The following is a 19,479-nucleotide window of genomic DNA, read 5'->3' as shown; positions in this document are numbered from 1 at the left end:
TGACCGCTTTTAAAGAAGGTAATTGTAAGTTACTCAAACCCGATATAGCATGACCCGAAGTACAGCCACCGGCATAACGGGAACCAAAACCAATGAGTATCCCACCCACTATTAAAATGACAATCATTTTGGGGGATTGCAAGGCATCGATTCCGAAAATCGAATCCGGTAATAGTTTACCGTTTGGGGCTTCAATACCCATTGCCGCTAATTGCGCTACCGTTTTCGGATTCAAATCAACATTCGAAGCATCACTTAAAAAGTGTACGGCTACAAAACCACCCAACATGGCTCCGGCCACTACGGCTAAATTCCAGCGTTGTGATTTCCAATCCCAATCAAAAAAAGGGACTTTCTTTCCGATTCCGGTCATGGAACACAACGACCTTAGGTTGGACGACATTCCAAAAACTTTACCGAAATAATTCAAGGTTAGCATGATCATTCCAATCAAAAAACCGGAGATGGCCCAATGCCAAGTTTGACTGATTAATTCCATATTTGCTCATTTTTTCACAAAAATAGAAATATAAATGGCGGAAAGATGAAATTTTATCGAAATGAAGTACTTTTGAATTCAAATTAAAAGGTTGACATGAAAAATTACAGCATAGAAATAAAATGGACATTGAGATTTATTTTGTTGGTATTGGCTTGGGCAATTGGTGAAAAATTCATGGGTTTGCACGACCAACACATTGATAAATATGCCCTTTACACCAATCTTTTCGGAATTCCGGCCTTGTTGTTTTACTTCTTGGCTTTGGCAGAAAAAAAGAAATATTTTTTCAACAATCAAATGACGTGGACACAAGGATTTGTAAGTGGTGTTATTTTGTCTTTTTTCATAGCGCTATTGATGCCGATTGCACAATTGGTAATTTACAAAAGCATTACTCCTCATTTTTTTGAAACCATAATTGAATACAAAACCAATAGTCCGTTGTTAACCAGACACATTACTTTGAAAGACGCCGAGAGTTATTTTAATTTAAAAAGTTTTATGATTCAAGGAGCTTTTAGTGCTTTGTCTATGGGAACCGTTTCCGGAGCTATTGCTTCATTATTTTTAAGAAATAAAAAATAATTGCACGGTTATTGCAAACGCTTAAAAAAACATTTTTACCATGAAACGATTGCATAAAATTTCTTCTTTAATTGTCCTGACATTGCTGCTCTCATCATGCATCAGTACCAAATCTACTTTAAAAAATGTTGACGACAATGCGCCTATCCCAACGCTGACCAAAAACAATACTTTTGTACTGACCGAATACAGTAAAGATAAAAAATACGGTTTTGATCCGGATTACCCGATTAATGTTTTCTATAAAAACACCAAAGACGAAAACCTAAATGCCGAGCGATTCTTAAATGCCTTGGCAGGTCCAAACGGAGAAAAAATAACTTTTACTAAAATAGAAAGTTGCTGTCCGTTTCCAACCAAAAAAAGTGAAATGGGTGCCGGATTTTTAGACATTTATGAATTGCAATGGGAAGGACAAAAAAATCCTGTAAAGTTGTACTTAAACATTTATGAACGAGGCTATTTATTAGTCCCATTAGGGCTGAGTATCAAAAAATAAGTTAAGAGATTATCTGCCCTAAATAAGCAAATTATTCATAACTTAGCGGTTTTTAAAATCCAAAATTTATGAATATTAATTCCATTCCACAAATCAAGAATACTGATAGTGGGAATTTCTTTGTTCTTGCCGGACCATGTGCTATAGAAGGCGAAGAAATGGCATTGCAAATTGCCGAAAAATTAGTGGCGATTACTGATAAATTAGCCATCCCATACGTTTTTAAAGGTTCTTTTAAAAAAGCCAATCGCTCCAGAATTGACAGCTTCTCGGGGATTGGTGATGAAAAAGCGCTAAAAATACTTCGAAAAGTTTCCGAAACATTTCATATTCCTACAGTTACTGACATTCATACCAATGAAGATGCGGATAAAGCGGCTCAATATGTTGACGTTTTGCAAATTCCTGCTTTTTTGGTTCGCCAAACCGACTTGGTCGTTGCCGCTGCTAATACCGGAAGAACAGTCAACTTAAAAAAAGGGCAATTCATGAGTCCGGAAAGCATGAAACACGCGGTGCAAAAAGTACTCGATTGTAACAACCAAAATATAATGGTAACCGACAGAGGAACCATGTTTGGCTACCAAGATATGATTGTAGACTTCAGAGGAATTCCGACGATGCAACAATATGCAACTACCGTACTTGATGTTACCCATTCATTGCAGCAACCCAACCAAACTGCCGGAGTTACCGGAGGTAGACCGGACATGATTGAAACGATAGCCAAAGCAGGAATTGCTGTTGGTGTTGACGGTATTTTTATTGAAACCCATTTTGACCCGGCCAACGCTAAAAGTGACGGTGCCAACATGCTTCATTTGGATTATTTTGAATCACTAATGACTCGCTTAGTTGCCATTCGTAAAACCATCAATACGTTTTAATTTTTTAATCAATTCAAGCCTTGAAAAATTTATTTTTATTTTCATTATTGACATACTGTGCCTTAACGCAAACCATTTCAGCCCAAGACCAACAAGCAAATCCAAGTAAATATACTGCCCACAACAAAGGAAAAATGTATATATTTTGGGGAGGAAATCGAGAAAGCTATTCGAAATCAGATATTCATTTCAGAGGAGAAAATTACAATTTTACTTTGCACGATATTACAGCCAATGACAAACCGAAAGGCTGGCATGTAGACTACTTCAACCCCGCCAGAATGACTATCCCGCAAACCAACCTGAGAATCGGATACTTTATTTCCGATAATTATAACATTTCAATTGGTATAGATCATATGAAGTATGTTATGAATCAAAATCAAGTGGCTACAATCAGTGGCAATATTAATGAGGGTGGTCAATTTGATGGAACTTATAACAATGACCCTATAGTGCTGACCGAAGACTTCTTAACTTTTGAACACACCGACGGTTTAAACTACATCAACACAGAAATCTGCAGAGTTGATGATATTTCAAAAATCTTCAAACTCAACAATACAGATATTTTTCAAATCAATTTAACCGAAGGTATTGGTGCCGGATTTTTATATCCAAAGACCAATGCAACAGTAATGGGAAGACAACGTTATGATGAATTTCATATTTCAGGATACGGACTTTCGGCTAAAATTGGATTAAACTTTACTTTTTTCAAACATTTTTTCCTTCAAACAGAATTTAAAGGCGGCTATATTGATATGAATGATATCAGGGTTACACATAATCCAATCGATAGAGCTTCTCAACATTTTTTCTTTTTGCAACGGATTGTTACTATAGGCGGCATTTTTAAAGTCTAAAATCTATTACCCTCGACCAAATACCAACCATTATGAAAAAAATTACAATTTTAGTATTGACTGCTCTAATGTCAATTTGTGGCTACTCACAAATGGCTTTAGAAGGATTTGAATCAACAGCAGGTCCGAGTGCACTGCCTTCCACCAACTGGACTTTAGGTACAGGTAACTGGGCAGTTTTTGACAATGGTGTCGGTACTGCTCAGCGCTGGGGAATCAACTCTACAGTAGCAACACCTCCTATTGTTTATCAAGGGGCCAATGCGGCTTTTGTAAGCCGTGAGTTTATCGGGCAAAATAATACTTCTGAAGATTATTTGGCTACTCCATTGGTGACCATTCCTACCAACGGACAACTTCGTTTTTATACCAGAAGTTTTACCTTTGGAAACCAAGGAACGCTTTTTCAAATTAAAGTAGCGCCTGCCTCAGCTTCACAAACCAATCCTGCAGCTTATACTTTGGTACAACAATGGACTGAGGTTGATTTAACGGCAACGTACAATATTTATGAGGAAAAAGTAGTCAGTCTTGCGGCTTATGCCGGACAACAAGTATATGTTTCTTTTGTAAAAGTATACACCCAACCATTAGGTGTTATAGACGGAGACCGCTGGTTGATAGACAACGTAACGATATTAGAGCAATGTTTAGATCCAACGACTTTAGCGGCGGGTGGTATTACACAAACATCTGCTAATTTAAGCTGGGGAAATCCAAGTGGCGCCACTTCATGGGAAATTGAAGTATTGCCGTTTGCTGATGCTCCAACCGGAACAGGGGTGGTTTATAACGGAACTTTACCTTATGTTACAACCGCAACTGCAACCGGAACACCATTAACTCCAACCACTAATTACAAATATTATGTAAGAGCTTTGTGTGCTAACGGTGCCAGTAGCCAATGGGTTGGACCGTTTTCGTTTTCAACCTCTTCCCCGGGTTTGAGTTGTAGTTCCCCTATTGTAATTCCTGCTTTACCTTACAGTACCACAAATAACACTTCCAATTTCGGTGATAATCCGAGTATTGAAGGACTTCCCGGTACCTCTTGTGGGGTAACAAACAATTACCTTAACGGAAATGATGTAGTGTATTCATTCACTGCAACCACTAATGGTGTGGTCAATGTAACCATGACTCCAACTGCCACTTATTCCGGAATTTTTGTATACAACAGTTGTGCCAATATTGGGGTTAGCTGTATTGCCGGTGCCGCTAATTCAGGAACAGCTGTAAGAAACTTTGATGTAACAGTAACGGCAGGAACCACTTATTATATTGTTATTTCAACTTGGGCATCTCCACAAACTACCGGTTACACTTTAACGTTACAAACGGTAAACTGTCCTCCACCATCAACACTTAGCGCCTCAGGAATCAATCAAACCTCGGCTAATTTAAGTTGGGCAAATCCGGGAGGTGCTACTTCTTGGGAAGTAGCCGTTCAAACGGCTGGTTCTGCAATACCAACGGGTTCGGGTATTCAAACAAATTCCAACACTAACTTTCCGGCAACAGGATTAGCTTCAGGAACCAATTATCAATATTATGTGAGAGCCGATTGTGGCAACGGAACTTTTAGTGCTTGGGCAGGTCCTTTCTTGTTTACAACTGCTGCTAATTATTGTGCCGGTAACCACTTTTATGATACTGGAGGTGCAACAGGAGCTTATAATAATAACGCCAATGTTACTACTGTAATTTGTCCGGATACCCCCGGAGATCAAGTGACTGTCGTCTTTAATGCTTTTAACCTTGAAAATAATTATGATTTTCTAAAAATATACGATGGGAATAGCGCCAGTGCAACTTTGTTAGGTAACTTTACCGGTGGAGCAATTCCTCCGTCATTCACTTCAAGTGCGGTTAACGGATGTTTGACCTTTGTATTTACATCAGACACTAGTCTTACTTTAGCCGGTTGGGACGCTACTATTACCTGTGATCCACCACCAACTTGTCCTAAACCAACAGCAGTAAACATAACCAATAACGGGCAAAACAGTGCTACCGTTAATTGGACAGAAGTTGGAACTGCAACTACTTGGGAAGTCTTGATTTTACCTGCCGGTTCACCTGCACCTTTGGCCTCTGCAACCGGAGTAATAACAACTAATAACCCTTATGCTCTTTCAGGATTAACTTCGGCTACCTCTTATGATGTTTATGTTCGCGCCATTTGCAACCCAACTGATATCAGTTTATGGTCGAATAAAATAACATTTACTACTTTAATTGCCAATGATGAATGTATAAATGCCGTAAATGTTACTGTTAATACCACTACAACTTGTACTTTAGTCACTCCTGGCAGTTTATTGGGAGCAACTGCCTCTTCACAAGCGAATTCTTGTGGCGGAACAGATGACGATGATGTTTGGTTCCAATTTACAGCAACAAGTACACAACATTTGATTTCTTTGCTAAATATTGTCGGAAGTACAACAGATTTATACCATGTATTGTATAGCGGAAATTGTGGAACTTTGACACAATTATACTGTAGTGACCCCAATAATAGTACCGCTAACAATTTAACCGTTGGACAAACCTATTACATCAGAATATACTCGTATACTTCAACACCGGGACAAACAACCACATTTAATGTTTGCATAGGAACTCCGGTGCCTCCACCAACCTGTATTAATAACCAACCTGCCGGAAATACTTGTCAAACCGCAACACCTATATGTAACTTAAACGGCTATTGTGGTAGTACTTCTTCAACTTACACAGCCGATTTTTGGTCTCAGTTGAACAGTACATTTTGTGGTTCAATTGAAAACAACTCGTTCTTGACTTTTGTAGCTACTTCCAACACTATATCTTTCGATGTTTGGGTAACCAGTTCTATAGAAAACGATGGTATTCAAATCATGATTTTCAGTGCCACTAATTGTTCCGGAGCTGTGAACAATTTAACTTGTTGGAGTCCTGGAATAGTTCCAACGGGTTCAACTAACATCTCGGCTAGCGGTCTTGTGGTTGGTAATACCTATTATATCATGATAGATGGTTATGGTGGAGATGTTTGTGACTATGTTATTGCAGCCAATACCGGAATTCAAACGCAAGTGAATGTTACAACCTCAGAGGATACTATTTGTTTAGGGGAAAGCACTACACTGAACTCAACCGGTGGTAACGGAAATTACAATTGGACTTCAACACCAACCACAACAGGATTAAGTGCAACCACAGGATCCAATGTTACTTTTACACCAACCACTCCGGGAACTTATACCATTACAGCAACTTCCACAGACGGTAATACTGTTTGCCCTCAGGATGTTATGGATTCGGTCACTATAGTTGTTAACGAAAACTTAGTCCCTGCTTTTGATACATTTGGTCCTTATTGTGCCGGTGATACTGTAGCAGTTCTGCCTACGATTTCTAACAACAATATAAACGGAACTTGGTTGCCGTCAACCATAAACAATACACAATCCGGAGCTTACACCTTCAATCCTGCTGCCAATACTTGTGCCTCACCAACTACAATAAATGTTACTGTAAATCCTATAATTACTCCAACATTTACAGCGGTAGCGCCACTTTGTTTCGGAGAAACAGCACCTATATTACCTAATACTTCCAACAACAACATTGGAGGAACTTGGTCTCCGTTAGTGGTAAACAACACCCAATCTGACAGCTATACTTTTACACCAACTGATGGTCAATGCGCTATTAGTGTAACAGAGAATGTGATTGTTAACCAAATAATAACACCTACTTTCTTATCGCCGGCACCTATTTGTAGTGGAGACGTTGCCCCTACATTACCCACAACTTCTTTAAACAACATCAGCGGAACATGGTCACCGGCAGTTGTCGACAATACACAAACGACAACTTACACTTTTATCCCTAATGCAGGTCAATGTGCCGATAGTACTACCATGGTAATCACAGTTTATCAAAACTGCTCTTTCGGAAGTTTTGCGAATGCTGTTTGGCTAACCAATTGTGAGGATAGTAACTTTTTCAATACAGTTGGTTCAGGAACTTCTGTTATCGGGCCGATTCAGAACATTTTTCCTAATGTTGATTTCGGAACTTATCTAACAAACTCAGGCACATTTAAGTTGAGAGGTGGTGAGGTAAAAACATTCAAAATTGCCACAGCAAATGTTTGCAGTGCTCGTATGAACTACCGCATTTACCCGGTATCAGGCACTCCCGGAGCCTTTACTGTATTGGATTTACCATTCTTCAACGACTGTGTCTCCGGCTCATTCCCAAGCGGTGGGCCTTGTAGTCCGGGAGACCAAAAATGGCAAAGGGTTTTAAACGATAGCCAATCACCTGTAGATTTAACCACTTTTCCTCCGGGAGATTATGTGATTGAAGTCTTCTATGATGTTACCGGAGATGTCAATTCAACTTCGCAGTGCGATGATACTATTTTAATCAATAATAATGGTGCAAATTTTATTGCTACTTATACGCTACAGGCGAATCCTAGTTATGCTTCAACTAATCCGACAAATTGTAATGCAACTGACGGAACAATAACCATAAGTGCCTTAGCGCCAAATACTACTTACGATTTTACATATACTTATAACACTGTTGTTGCAGGACCAAGCTCAATTACTACCGATAATTTGGGTCAGTATACCATTAACGGTTTAAGTATAGGGACTTATAACGGATTTACTTTTGCTTTCAATGGATGTGCTATAAATTCTACTGAAACGATTATTCTAAATGGACAATCCACCGTTTTGATTTCGAGTACCAATCCATTAACTTGTAATGGTACTAGTGGTACTATTGTGATTAATGGTGTTAACCCGAATCAATCCTATGTTGTAACTTACACTGATGACACTACTCCTATTGGCCCATTGAATTTGACATCAGACAATAACGGTCAAATTATCATCATCGGATTGGATGCAGGAACTTATGCCGGCTTCAATTTAGCTTCAACTAACTGTACATTTGCTTCTAATCAAGTGGTTAATTTGACCAATCCAAATGTTCCGGCAGTAACTGTTAACAGCGAAACTATTTGTTTCAATCAATCAACTACCATAACAGCAACACCACAAACACCTGGTAATTACATTTATTCTTGGACAGTTCCGGCAGGATTTACAAATCCAGGAAACGTAGATAGTTTTGTCACCAATGTTGCGGGTAACTATACTGTAACAGTAACTCCGGTTGGAACCACTTTCTGTAACGGAAGTTTTGAAAATCCCGCTACTGCTGGAGCTTTCCCTAATATGTTGAATGAAAATAACGTTCCGTGTTGGGACACCAATGCCCCTGACGGTATTTTAGAAGTTTGGCCACAAGGATTTGAAAGTTCAGTTGCTTACCAAGGAACTCAATTAATAGAAATTAACGGAAATTCAGCTGCAACTATTTTCCAAGACTTTACCACTTATCCCGGTGCTGAATTGCAAATTTCCTTCGCACACAAAGGCCGTTGGGGCAATGATGTTGTCCGTGTTGAAATTGGTCCGGTGGGCGGTCCTTTCACGTCTTTAGGAGATTTTAACGATAGTAATGCCACTTGGGTATTCCACACCTTGAATTACACCATACCAACCGGTGGAGGCAATAATTATTCCTTGCGATTTGTATCAGTATCCAGTTCAGGTGGCGACCCAACCGTAGGCAATCTTTTAGATGCGGTAAGTGTAACTTCTACAGAATGTACATCAGTACCGGCATCAGGTACCGTAACTGTAACTCCTGCTGTGACTCTGACATTAGACACGGCCAACAACACGCAAAGTGTTTGTATCAATACCCCAATTCAGAATATTATTTATACTGCTGCCTATACCACCAATGTTACAGTGAGTGGATTACCGGCCGGAGTTAACGGTGTTTATGATACTAACACCGGAGTATTCACTATCAGTGGAATCCCAACAGCTTCAGGTAACTTTAATTATACGGTAACTACTGATGGTGGTTGTAATGTAGTCACCTTAAACGGAACTATCAATGTAAATGCAACCATAACTGCTACTTTCAACAATATTGTTATTTGCCAAGGAGACAGTGTGACGTTGCCAACCACTTCATTAGAAGGATTTAGTGGTCTTTGGTCACCGGCGACCATAGACAATACCCAAAGTGGTACTTACATTTTTACACCCAATGCCGGTCAGTGCGCTACTAACGGTAGTTTAACCATCACGGTCAACATCCCAACATTGCCTGGCTTTACGGCAGTTGCTCCTATTTGTAGTGGCGGCACTTTAAATGCTATACCATTAACCTCCGACAACGGAATTAACGGAACTTGGTCTCCGGCTTTGAATAATACAGCAACTACTACTTATACCTTCAATCCAAATGCTGGACAATGTGCCACTACCGCTACTATGACTATAGTGGTGAATCCTAATGTAACCCCAACCTTCAACCCTATCGGTCAGTTGTGTATAGGCGAAAGTGCACCATCGCTACCAACAGCTTCATTAGAAGGGATCAATGGAACTTGGACTCCGGCTTTGATAGACAATACCATTTCGGGTGTGTATAATTTTGCGCCTAATGCAGGACAATGTGCTACCAACGGTTCGCTCTCGGTAACCGTACAAAGTGGATTCGATTTTGAAATTAACGGAAGCTGTGTTGACAATAACTTTATCCTTGAAGTAACAGCAGTTAACGATACATTCAATGTGGACAATGCCAGTTATGCTTGGTACAACAGTAACCAACAATTAGTTGGCTCAAACGCCACTACATTCAATGTAACCGAGTATATACTGACTTTATCTTCCGTACAAACTTTACCAATTACTTTCTCATTAACGGTTACTACACCGGATGGTTGTTGGCGAAATGAACCCATCACTTTGGATAGAATCTTCTGTGGCATTCAAAAAGGGATTTCTGTAAACAATGACGGCAAGAACGAATTCTTTGATTTGCGTTTGTTAGATGTAAAAAACTTGACAATATTCAACCGTTACGGTATGAAAGTTTACAGTAAAAACCAATACAAAGACGAATGGAAAGGCCAATCAGATAATGGCGATGAACTGCCGGATGGCACGTATTACTATGTAATCGAATTCAACAACGACAGCGAAACCAAAACCGGTTGGATTTATAAAGTAAAAGAAAACTAGTCAATAAAAAGTCCCGATGTATAGTCGGGACTTTTTTTAGTATAACTTTTCGGCTTCTTGAATTACGGCTCGCAAAACATCAATATCGATACTTTCTAATGCTGTATAACGCAATGACTTGATGGTATTTCTTCCGTTATCAGCTACTAAATGATTGCTGTAATTTTGCAATTGAAATCCTTTGGCAAAACCAACATCTACGAATTGCTTCTTGTGACTCGCATTTAAATAACAAAACGGCTTCTTCTTGTAATAAAAATAAGGAATACCCCATTTGTACTCTAAAGTAGCTTCAGGTAAAGTATGTTGCACCACATCAACTATACAAAGCAAAATATCCCTGTAATGCTGTGGCTGATTTAAAAGATAACGATCAGTTGGTTTCACTTAATCTATGCCGTATTGGTCAAACAAATACAGCAAAGAAGCCATAGTAGCAGCACCTAATTCTAATTCTCTTTTGTTGATAGCATCAAAAGTATCATTAGCGGCATGATGGTAATCAAAATAACGCTGGGAATCGGGACGTAAACCGGCTTTTACTATTTTTTCAGAAGTCAACGGATGAATATCAGAACCGGTATGTCCTTTGAAAAACAAATGAATCAAATAAGGTTCAAATAAGGATGCCCAACTTCTGACTTTACTAAAATTGTTGTCATCACATTCCAAGGAGAAACCTCTTGGAGTAAATCCGCCGGCATCGCTTTCCATGGCAAAAATGTGATTCTCGTGGTTGCGCTTGGATTCGGCCTCATATTGTTGTCCTCCTCTTCCGCCATTTTCTTCATTCATGTACAAAACCACTCTGATGGTATTTTTGGGTTGGTATCGGAGTTTTTTAAAGAGTTCCAAAACAGCCATACTTTGTACACAACCGGCTCCGTCATCGTGAGAACCATCGGCTAAATCCCAAGAATCCAAATGACCGCTTACTACCATAATTTTCTCCGGATGAACCGAACCTTTAATTTCACCAATGACATTATAAGAAAGCACATCCTCCATTTGTTGACACGATTGTTTGAAGTAAAATGTCAGTTTCGGGTTTTCTTTCAATTTTTTGCTTAATAATTCAGCTCCATTGGTACTGATGGCTGCAGTGGGAATGTATTGTGACTTTGGTAAATCGCCGTAGCTGGTGGCACCGGTATGTGGGAAATCGTCTAATCTTAAATTCAGCGAACGCACTATGGTACCAACCGCGCCATACTTGGCCGCTTCGAATGCACCGGATCTTCTTTGATCGCCACATCTTCCGTAAGACACAAATGCATCTATATTTTCGGGTTCCATCGGACGATTGTAGAATACAATTTTGCCTTTGATTTTGGCTTCCCCTAAAATTTCTAATTCTTTTAAACTGTGGACTTCAATAACTTCAGCAGTGATTCCCGATTTTGGTGTGGCAATTGAACCGCCTAACGCACAAATGGGAACGCTGATTTTATTTTTATGGTCGATGATAAAAGCCGATTCTTTTTCGCCTCTCACCCATTTGGGCACCATAACTTCTTGCAGAAATACCCGATCCAATCCCAGCGTTTCGAGTTGCTGTTTGGTATAAATCACCCCTTTTTCGGCACCTTCAGAACCCGATAAACGTTGGCCTACTTTATTAGACAAATCATCCAACCACGAATAACATCGAGAATCAGTTAAAGCGGTTTTGTAAATTGATTGCAACATTTGCTCATCGTTAGTTTGTGAGTAACCCAAAAAACCCAGTAGAGATAAGCAACCGAAAAGCAGTTTTTTCATGCGATTAATTTTTCTCAAAAATAATTGAAAAAACATTTGGTCACAGAAAAATATTTCATTTACTTTGTTTTTCAAAGTACTTTAATATGGAAGCAAAAGATTATTTGAAAGACATACAAGACATCAAGCAGATGATGGCTCAATCGACTCAGTTTATCTCCTTGAGCGGATTATCTGGAATACTGGCGGGATTGTATGCTTTATGTGGTGCCGTAGTAGTTGATTTTTTGATTGACCATCACCAGGGTGAATTCATTACTTTAGAAAGCACTACTTTCAAACAAATCATAGCGGTAGCGACTATAGTTTTGGCTTTATCGCTAATTACAGCTTACTTACTAACGGTAAAAAAAGCCAAGAAAGTGGGCGAAAAAGTTTGGAATCCATCGTCGAAAAGACTGTTAATTAATTTTTGCATTCCGTTGTTTACCGGCGGTATTTTGTCCTTACTTTTATTGAGACAAGGGATATACGGACTCATAGCGCCTATCACGCTGATTTTTTACGGATTAGCGTGTGTAAATGCCAGTAAATACACTTTACGCGATGTTCGTTACTTAGGCATCACCGAGATTATTTTGGGTTTGATTGCCGTACAATATTCAGGTTACGGCTTGTATGTGTGGATTTTGGGATTCGGCATTTGCCATATTATTTACGGTGCTGTGATGTATTATAAGTACGATAGAAATTAACATTGAAAAACCTCATTCAAAATATCAATAAAGCCTTTGATCACCGAATTCGTTTGGGGATTATGTCGGTATTGATGGTGAACGAAAGCGCCGATTTTAATATGCTCAAAGAATTGTTGGGCGTTACCGACGGGAATTTGGCCAGTCACACCAAAGCGTTGGAAAACGAAAATTATATTATGATTGAAAAACAATTTATCGGCAAGAAACCCAATACACGCTATATTGCTACAGCTGCCGGAAAGAAAGCTTTCCAAGAACACATTGAAGCACTTGAAAAATTAATACAAAAAAGTTAACCCTATTTTTTTACCCATTTACTTTGAATTTCAAAGTACTTTTAATTAAAAATTATGAGAGATTTAATCATCGAAAAAATGTACGAATGGAGCAAAAAGCCCTATCAAAAATTCTTTAAACAAAATAAACCTTGGGCAATAACTTCCAAAGATTTAATACAATTTCCACCCGAAAGTTTAGGTTTTCACATGGGTTGCTTCTTGTTAAAATACAATTTTGAAATACAACCCAAATTGGAAGATCACGATGTTTTTCACGTACTAACCAATACCGGTGTTTCGGTAACCGAAGAAATCGGAATGCAATATTATTTGCTGGGCAATGGTAAAAGAAGCACTTATCAGTTTGCCGTTATTGCTATCGGAACGCTCTTCTACCCTTTGCACTGGAAAACCTTCATTACATTTTATAAGCGTGGAAAATCGGCGCATCATTTCTACGATTTACCCTTTGAAAAAATGTTACTACAACCACTGAAAAAAATCCAAAACACCTTTAACATTCAATAATTATGGAAACTACTTTAGAAAACAATGCAAAAAACGACAGCAAGTTTACCACCTACTTGGCCTTAGGTTCCTTTGGTGTAGGGACTTTGCTATTCCTCGCTTTTATGCTTAATCCCAATCCGAACTTGATTTATATCGGATTTTGGTATGTACTGTGCGCCTTGCTAGTCAATAGTATTGCGTTCATCAGTTTGACAATCGAATGCCTACTGCATTGGCAAAACCGAGAACAAATTGCCATTAAAATGCTCATCATGTTGGCCAACCTACCGATAGCCTTTTTATACCTCAACATTATCTTCAATTACAAACACTTTTAAAAAAAACAATCTCATGGAAAATCAAGAAATGCAAACCAACGAACCCAAATCATTTTTACAATCCAATACCGCCAAAATGATTATGGTGGGAATGCTAACGCTCTTTTTACTCATCCCTTTACTGTTTGTGCAAGATTTAATTCAGGAACGCTCTCAAAGAAAATACGAAGTCGACCAAGAAATTGCCACACTTTGGGGAAGCGATGTTACTTTTTACGGTCCGATACTCCGAATTCCCTATCAAACGTATGAAAACTATAACGTAACTGATACTAAAACAGGCGCTACTACGATACAAAAAAGAGCCTTCACCCAATACGCTTACTTCTTTCCGAACGAACTGAACAATAGTTCCAATGTAAAGAAAAACGAATCCCTAAAACGTGGCATTTTCAATCCGATAGTGTTTAGGGCGGATATGAAATTCAAGGGGAATTTTACAGCACCCAACTTTGCCAAACTCAACATTCCGGAAGCCAATGTCCAATGGGATAAAGCGGCTGTTTTGGTGAGAACGACTAACCTAAAAAGCATCAAAAGCGAATTGTCTATCAAACTCAACCAAGAAAAACTATTATTCGAACCTCAACCCGATGACAAAAGCCAATACAGCCTTTTAGCGACCAACAATTTCAATTATTCCGATTTAGCTGCGGGAAAACCTATTCAATTTCAATTCGATATCCAGTACAACGGCAGCAACAGTATCAATTTTATCCCGATTGGAAAAACAACGACTATCGCTATGGATTCCGATTGGGAATCGCCAAGCTTTGAAGGCTCTTTTGCAGCAAACGACAACACTAAAGTTATCAACGAAAAGGGCTTTCATGCTGATTGGAAAGTATTAGACATCAACCGAACGTTCAGCCAACAATACGCTGCTTCTTTGCCTAATTTAGAAGATTATGCTTTTGGTGTGACTCTAATTGATACTGTTGACGAATACCAACAAAACGAACGCGTGTCTAAATATGGCTTTTTGGTGATTGGTTTGACCTTTCTGATTTTCTTTATAATACAATCCGTCAGCAAAATCAACATCCATATTTTCCAATATTCTATGATTGGCATTGCGCTCATTATGTTTTACACTTTGCTCATTTCCATTACGGAACACAGTAGCTTCAGTTTAGCCTACGCCATAGCCGGAACTGCTGTTATAACCATGATTACACTCTACTCGATATCGATATTAAAAAACAGAAAATTCCCGCTGTTTATTGCGGCTGCGCTTACGGTTTTGTACAGCTTCATTTATGTAATCATTCAATTGGAAGATTACGCGCTGTTGGTTGGAAGCATTGGTTTATTTTTAATCCTTGGAAGCGTGATGTATTTCTCCCGAAAAATTGATTGGGGAAAATAAAAAATCATTGGTTAAAACTTAGTGAATTTCATTTTTACTCGGTGAATCTCCGTGAAACTTTTTTAATTACACAGGGATTCATCGAGTATTTTTTTTTATTTAAAGAGATTAAAGTCGGGCAAAATCGAATGACCATTCGAACTCATTTCGATACCAAAGTTGGCCTTGAGAAACTTGTAGCGGACATTCAAAATTATTAGTATACAAACTTCCCGTTCCTAAACCTTGCGGCATTGGATTGTTTTGTAAAAAAGTAAATTGGGCAATCGCATTCAAACCGATGTTACTTTCCAAAGCCGAAGTTATCCACCAACCAATTTGGTATTTTTCAGCCAAGGCAATCCATTCCGAAGTTCCTCGAAATCCACCAATAAAACTCGGCTTCAAAATGAGGTATTGCGGCCGCACTTTTTGCAGTAAAGCTTCTTTAGCTGCCAAAGAAAAGACACCTATTAGTTCTTCATCTAAAGCAATGGGTAAATGGGTGTTTTTACAGAGAACTGACATCGTGTCAGTCTTATTCTTTTGTATAGGTTGTTCTATACTATGGATTTGAAAACCAGTAATTTGGTTAATTTTATCTAAAGCTTCATTTTCAGAAAAAGCACCGTTAGCATCTACCCGAATCTCTATGGTTTGGGCATCGAAATTTTGGCGAATAAAGTGCAATAATGCCATCTCTTTTTCAAAATCTATGGCACCGATTTTTAGTTTGATGCAACGAAAACCTTGCTCTATTTTCTCTTCAATTTGACGTTTCATAAACGCTTCATCGCCCATCCAAACGAGTCCGTTAATCGAGATCGATTCTTTCCCGGAAGTAAATTTTGATGGAAATAAAACAAATGGATTTTGACTTTGCAACGACAAAAAAGCCATCTCTACACCAAACTGAATCGAGGGAAATTCCATCAACGCTTCCCATAATTTTGCAACACCGAGATGGATATTTTCGCAAACCCATTGCAGTTTTTCTTCATAATCCGGTCGGTCATCTGCTGATAATCCACGCAAAATGCCGCACTCGCCTATACCCTTTTTACCGTTATCCTCGATGGCCAAAAACCAGGTTTCTTTATCCGTTAAAACACCACGGGATGTTCCTGAAGGTTGTTTGAAATGAAGGACGTATTGGTGGTAAGTTGCTTTCATCTTTTAGTAAAAAAGGCGTAAAATCTTTTTAAAATTTGACGTTTCGAATCCGTTCTTTTCGAATTGTTGGAAATCGACTTTGGTTTGTTCGGCCCAACTTTTCCCGTCCGACATATAGTTACTTTGGAATTTTTTATGAATGTCTTTCGCCTTGGCCATCCGATTGGTAAACATGTAAACATGCGCCAATTGCATTTGGACGTTCAATTCTGTTTTATTCATTTCAACGGCTTTTAGGTAAGCTTCTTCGGCTTTGACAAACTGCTTAGATGACAAAAACAAATGGCCCAACAATCCGTAATCAGTTGCCGCAGCTCTTTTTTTATCTATGATTTCTTGTTGGATAGCCACAATGGCTTCCGAAGTTTTATTACTGAAAAGAAGTTGCTTTGCTTGATTTCGAAGGTTTTCGAGATAACTGTTAAGCTGACCCGACTTCACCAAACTCTCTTCAGCTAACGTTGCTGTGGCTTTGGTTTTCTCTGCGATCAATAACTTTTGGTACTCAGCATAAGTATATTTTTTAGTGAAAGTCTCCAGAAAAGTCCCAAATAACAAGTCTTTATTCGCTACTTTTGAAGCCATTTCAGCTATCGGAATGGTTTTTAAAAGTTCTTTTTTGGCTTCTGCTGACCAACCACTTTTTAAATTGTTATTCACCCACGGGACGACTTCTAATACAATTTTTTGCTTCATAACCCAATTATCGCTTTCAAATCCAAACCATAATTCTTTTGGCTGAGTTGCCATACAGCTTGATTTTTCTGACAAGAGTTTGGCTGCTTTATTTACCGGTTCATCTTGAGATACACAAGCATTTTTGACGGTTCCCGATTTTTCAAACAGCAAGGCATCGCTTTCGTCAGTAAAAACATAAAATTGGCATTTGTCATCACCTGAAATGGTTGATAATAAAAAAACCGCTCCCGCTGTGCCTTGGCTAATACCACTCGGATCCGGAATGGCTTTTAATACCGAAACCAAACTGGAACTGATTTTTTGATTGTCGTCTAACAGTGAAATGCGATAAACCACTTCAGTAGTTCCGGCCGGCAAATCTGTTGATTTAATTGCTTTGCGCTTTCCGGCTTCTAAAATTATGGTTTCGTTAGTGGTGCGAATATTGTCCCAATACCCTTCGTTGCTTTGGGCGAAAGCAAAACCGGTGTACGACAAACTCAAGGCAATAATTGAAAATCTCATGGTATTTTTTTTCGTTTTTTAAACAAGAAGAGTGCCAAAAAATGACACTCTCGTTTAAGTATACTGGTTTTGATTACAGTTGGATACTTTCGCCTATTTCCAATAGCATCAAATCTTTTCCGGCGTCGAAAAATTTCTTTTTGGCTTCATCATGATTGATTACAATATACCCGAAAGTATCGTAATGACAACCTAAAATCTTGTCGCAATCCACAAAATCGGCTGCAATAATGGCATCCTCGACATCCATGGTAAAACAATTTCCGATGGGGAAAATGGCCAAATCCAATTGGGTTCTCATCGGGATTAACTTCATGTCCATAGTCAAAGCCGTATCGCCAGAAATGTAAATGTTTTTGTGTTCGCCTTCGATTACAAATCCACCCGGATTTCCGCCATAAGTGCCATCGGGAAACGAGCTGGAATGTACCGCTGCCACATATTTCACTTTGCCAAAATCAAAGCTCCAACTGCCACCAAAATTCATAGGATGGTATTGCAACCCTTTATTGCCGAAATAAGTGGCTATTTCCCAATTAGAGATGATTACTGAGTTGTTTTGCTTTGCAATAACTTCAACATCTAAAATATGGTCAAAATGAGCGTGTGTAATTAATATATAATCGGCTTTAATGGTGTTAATATCTATGTGAGACGCTTTTTCATTTTGCGAAATAAACGGATCAACCAACAAATGTTTTCCACCAACTTCAATTCCGATACAAGAATGACCGTAAAAAGTAATTTTCATAACTATCTCATTAATTAAACATAATTTACTACCATATCCGAAATAAAGAAAATTAAACACAAAGCCAATAATACTGCTAATAAAAAAGTACTGATGGCCAGTTTCTTCAATTCGGGATCTAATAATTTGGGATTTTGATTTTTGTAGACTGTAATCAAGTGACCAATCATAGGAAAATAAGCCACTACAAAGATGTATTGATCGAAATGGAAGTGGTTTAAAAACGCGAAAACCAAAACCAAAACCATAGCCGAAATCACTAAAAAGTAATGGTATTTCTTAGCCGTAGCGCCTCCCATTTTTACCACTAAAGTATTCTTTCCTGATTTTCGGTCGCTTTCCTCATCGCGCATGTTGTTTAGGTTTAATACTCCTACGCTTAAAAAACCTATGGCTGTAGCCGGAAGTAACAACAACCAATCAATATTCTTAGAAAACATAAAATACACCCCGAAAGTACTCACCAAACCAAAGAAAACAAACACAAACAAATCGCCGAAACCTCGGTAACCGTAAGCGCCTTTTCCTACCGTATAGCGAATGGCCGAAGCAATAGCCAATATTCCCAAGACAAAGAATACTAAAGAATAAAGCAAATAATGGTCTTTAAAGGCAAAGTAAATCAACAACACCGCAAACAACAAAGTTATCCCGGCTGTCAGTACCATTGCCTTTTTCATGGCTGCAGGAGAAATGACACCGCTTTGAATGGCGCGCATTGGCCCTACTCGGTCTTGATTATCCGTTCCTTTAACGCCATCGCCGTAATCGTTGGCAAAATTGGATAATATTTGCAACCCTAAAGTAGTAAGCAAGGCGAACACTACAATATTCCAATTGAACATGCCTTGCGACATAGCATAAAAACTCCCAACGATGATTCCTGATACCGATAAAGGTAAAGTTCTGACTCTTGCGGCTTCAACCCAATGTTTCATAGTTCTGTTTTAATATTAGATATT

The 19,479-nt window shown here is 38.7% G+C and carries 17 protein-coding genes; 10 read left to right on the top strand and 7 right to left on the bottom strand.

Going from position 1 to position 19,479, the window contains the following annotated elements:
* On the bottom strand, window positions 1-499 hold a 499-nt coding region (locus ACIQ32_RS00405; RefSeq protein WP_396193659.1), incomplete at its 3' end, for a YeeE/YedE family protein.
* 96 nt (window positions 500-595) lie between these two features.
* Between ACIQ32_RS00405 and ACIQ32_RS00400 the strand changes: the two genes are divergently transcribed.
* From ACIQ32_RS00400 to ACIQ32_RS00380, 5 genes are all read left to right on the top strand, one after another.
* On the top strand, window positions 596-1,087 hold the full coding sequence (locus tag ACIQ32_RS00400) for a DUF4199 domain-containing protein (RefSeq protein WP_396193658.1): 492 nt from the start codon (window positions 596-598) through the stop codon (window positions 1,085-1,087).
* Between the two features lie 40 nt (window positions 1,088-1,127).
* Window positions 1,128-1,586 carry a 2-dehydro-3-deoxyphosphooctonate aldolase gene (locus ACIQ32_RS00395; RefSeq protein WP_396193657.1) on the top strand — a complete coding sequence of 153 codons (459 nt, stop codon included), beginning with the start codon at window positions 1,128-1,130 and terminating at the stop codon, window positions 1,584-1,586.
* A gap of 68 nt (window positions 1,587-1,654) precedes the next feature.
* Entirely contained in the window at window positions 1,655-2,473 is an 819-nt protein-coding gene (kdsA, locus tag ACIQ32_RS00390; protein WP_396193656.1) for a 3-deoxy-8-phosphooctulonate synthase, read from the top strand.
* A gap of 20 nt (window positions 2,474-2,493) precedes the next feature.
* Window positions 2,494-3,339, top strand: coding sequence for a hypothetical protein (locus ACIQ32_RS00385; RefSeq protein WP_396193655.1), 846 nt, complete (start codon window positions 2,494-2,496; stop codon window positions 3,337-3,339).
* A 32-nt stretch (window positions 3,340-3,371) separates the two neighbouring features.
* Window positions 3,372-10,457, top strand: coding sequence for a gliding motility-associated C-terminal domain-containing protein (locus ACIQ32_RS00380; RefSeq protein ID WP_396193654.1), 7,086 nt, complete (start codon window positions 3,372-3,374; stop codon window positions 10,455-10,457).
* A gap of 36 nt (window positions 10,458-10,493) precedes the next feature.
* Here the strand turns inward: ACIQ32_RS00380 and ACIQ32_RS00375 are convergent, their stop codons facing one another.
* Window positions 10,494-10,844: a DUF1801 domain-containing protein gene (locus tag ACIQ32_RS00375; protein ID WP_396193653.1), complete on the bottom strand. Its 351-nt coding sequence runs from the start codon at window positions 10,842-10,844 to the stop codon at window positions 10,494-10,496.
* Window positions 10,845-12,218 (bottom strand): M28 family peptidase, encoded by a 1,374-nt coding sequence (locus ACIQ32_RS00370; RefSeq protein ID WP_396193652.1) that lies wholly within the window; start codon window positions 12,216-12,218, stop codon window positions 10,845-10,847.
* Window positions 12,219-12,304: 86 nt separating this feature from the next.
* Here ACIQ32_RS00370 and ACIQ32_RS00365 point away from each other — a divergent pair, with 86 nt between their 5' ends.
* From ACIQ32_RS00365 to creD, 5 genes are read left to right on the top strand one after another with little or no spacing between them, the layout of a single operon-like run.
* Window positions 12,305-12,913 (top strand): hypothetical protein, encoded by a 609-nt coding sequence (locus ACIQ32_RS00365; RefSeq protein WP_396193651.1) that lies wholly within the window; start codon window positions 12,305-12,307, stop codon window positions 12,911-12,913.
* Between the two features lie 2 nt (window positions 12,914-12,915).
* Entirely contained in the window at window positions 12,916-13,212 is a 297-nt protein-coding gene (locus ACIQ32_RS00360; RefSeq protein ID WP_396193650.1) for a winged helix-turn-helix domain-containing protein, read from the top strand.
* A gap of 54 nt (window positions 13,213-13,266) precedes the next feature.
* Complete coding sequence (locus ACIQ32_RS00355) at window positions 13,267-13,722, top strand: hypothetical protein (RefSeq protein WP_396193649.1); 456 nt, start codon at window positions 13,267-13,269, stop codon at window positions 13,720-13,722.
* A gap of 2 nt (window positions 13,723-13,724) precedes the next feature.
* A complete protein-coding gene (locus tag ACIQ32_RS00350; protein WP_396193648.1) occupies window positions 13,725-14,042 on the top strand; it encodes a hypothetical protein in 318 nt (105 codons plus the stop codon).
* 13 nt (window positions 14,043-14,055) lie between these two features.
* A complete protein-coding gene (creD, locus tag ACIQ32_RS00345) occupies window positions 14,056-15,411 on the top strand; it encodes a cell envelope integrity protein CreD (RefSeq protein ID WP_396193646.1) in 1,356 nt (451 codons plus the stop codon).
* A 108-nt stretch (window positions 15,412-15,519) separates the two neighbouring features.
* Here creD and ACIQ32_RS00340 read toward each other — a convergent pair whose 3' ends face one another.
* From ACIQ32_RS00340 to menA, 4 genes are all read right to left on the bottom strand, one after another.
* Window positions 15,520-16,563, bottom strand: a complete 1,044-nt coding sequence (locus tag ACIQ32_RS00340) for an o-succinylbenzoate synthase (RefSeq protein ID WP_396193645.1) — start codon at window positions 16,561-16,563, stop codon at window positions 15,520-15,522.
* A gap of 3 nt (window positions 16,564-16,566) precedes the next feature.
* Window positions 16,567-17,766 (bottom strand): hypothetical protein, encoded by a 1,200-nt coding sequence (locus ACIQ32_RS00335; RefSeq protein ID WP_396193644.1) that lies wholly within the window; start codon window positions 17,764-17,766, stop codon window positions 16,567-16,569.
* Between the two features lie 73 nt (window positions 17,767-17,839).
* Complete coding sequence (locus tag ACIQ32_RS00330; protein WP_396193643.1) at window positions 17,840-18,517, bottom strand: metal-dependent hydrolase; 678 nt, start codon at window positions 18,515-18,517, stop codon at window positions 17,840-17,842.
* 14 nt (window positions 18,518-18,531) lie between these two features.
* Entirely contained in the window at window positions 18,532-19,455 is a 924-nt protein-coding gene (gene menA / locus ACIQ32_RS00325) for a 1,4-dihydroxy-2-naphthoate octaprenyltransferase (RefSeq protein WP_396193642.1), read from the bottom strand.
* Between the last annotated feature and the right edge of the window lie 24 nt (window positions 19,456-19,479).

It is taken from the genome of Flavobacterium sp. (assembly GCF_044373165.1).
GTDB lineage: Bacteria > Bacteroidota > Bacteroidia > Flavobacteriales > Flavobacteriaceae > Flavobacterium.
This window is presented reverse-complemented; position numbering and strand designations above follow the sequence as displayed.

Bases quoted from the DNA above. Each gene is read 5' to 3' on its own strand.
- ACIQ32_RS00400 (WP_396193658.1), top strand. From the start codon at position 596: ATGAAAAATTACAGCATAGAAATAAAATGGACATTGAGATTTATTTTG.
- ACIQ32_RS00395 (WP_396193657.1), top strand. From the start codon at position 1,128: ATGAAACGATTGCATAAAATTTCTTCTTTAATTGTCCTGACATTGCTG.
- kdsA (WP_396193656.1), top strand. From the start codon at position 1,655: ATGAATATTAATTCCATTCCACAAATCAAGAATACTGATAGTGGGAAT.
- ACIQ32_RS00380 (WP_396193654.1), top strand. From the start codon at position 3,372: ATGAAAAAAATTACAATTTTAGTATTGACTGCTCTAATGTCAATTTGT.
- ACIQ32_RS00370 (WP_396193652.1), bottom strand. From the start codon at position 12,218: ATGAAAAAACTGCTTTTCGGTTGCTTATCTCTACTGGGTTTTTTGGGT.
- ACIQ32_RS00365 (WP_396193651.1), top strand. From the start codon at position 12,305: ATGGAAGCAAAAGATTATTTGAAAGACATACAAGACATCAAGCAGATG.
- ACIQ32_RS00355 (WP_396193649.1), top strand. From the start codon at position 13,267: ATGAGAGATTTAATCATCGAAAAAATGTACGAATGGAGCAAAAAGCCC.
- ACIQ32_RS00350 (WP_396193648.1), top strand. From the start codon at position 13,725: ATGGAAACTACTTTAGAAAACAATGCAAAAAACGACAGCAAGTTTACC.
- creD (WP_396193646.1), top strand. From the start codon at position 14,056: ATGGAAAATCAAGAAATGCAAACCAACGAACCCAAATCATTTTTACAA.
- ACIQ32_RS00340 (WP_396193645.1), bottom strand. From the start codon at position 16,563: ATGAAAGCAACTTACCACCAATACGTCCTTCATTTCAAACAACCTTCA.
- ACIQ32_RS00335 (WP_396193644.1), bottom strand. From the start codon at position 17,766: ATGAGATTTTCAATTATTGCCTTGAGTTTGTCGTACACCGGTTTTGCT.
- ACIQ32_RS00330 (WP_396193643.1), bottom strand. From the start codon at position 18,517: ATGAAAATTACTTTTTACGGTCATTCTTGTATCGGAATTGAAGTTGGT.
- menA (WP_396193642.1), bottom strand. From the start codon at position 19,455: ATGAAACATTGGGTTGAAGCCGCAAGAGTCAGAACTTTACCTTTATCG.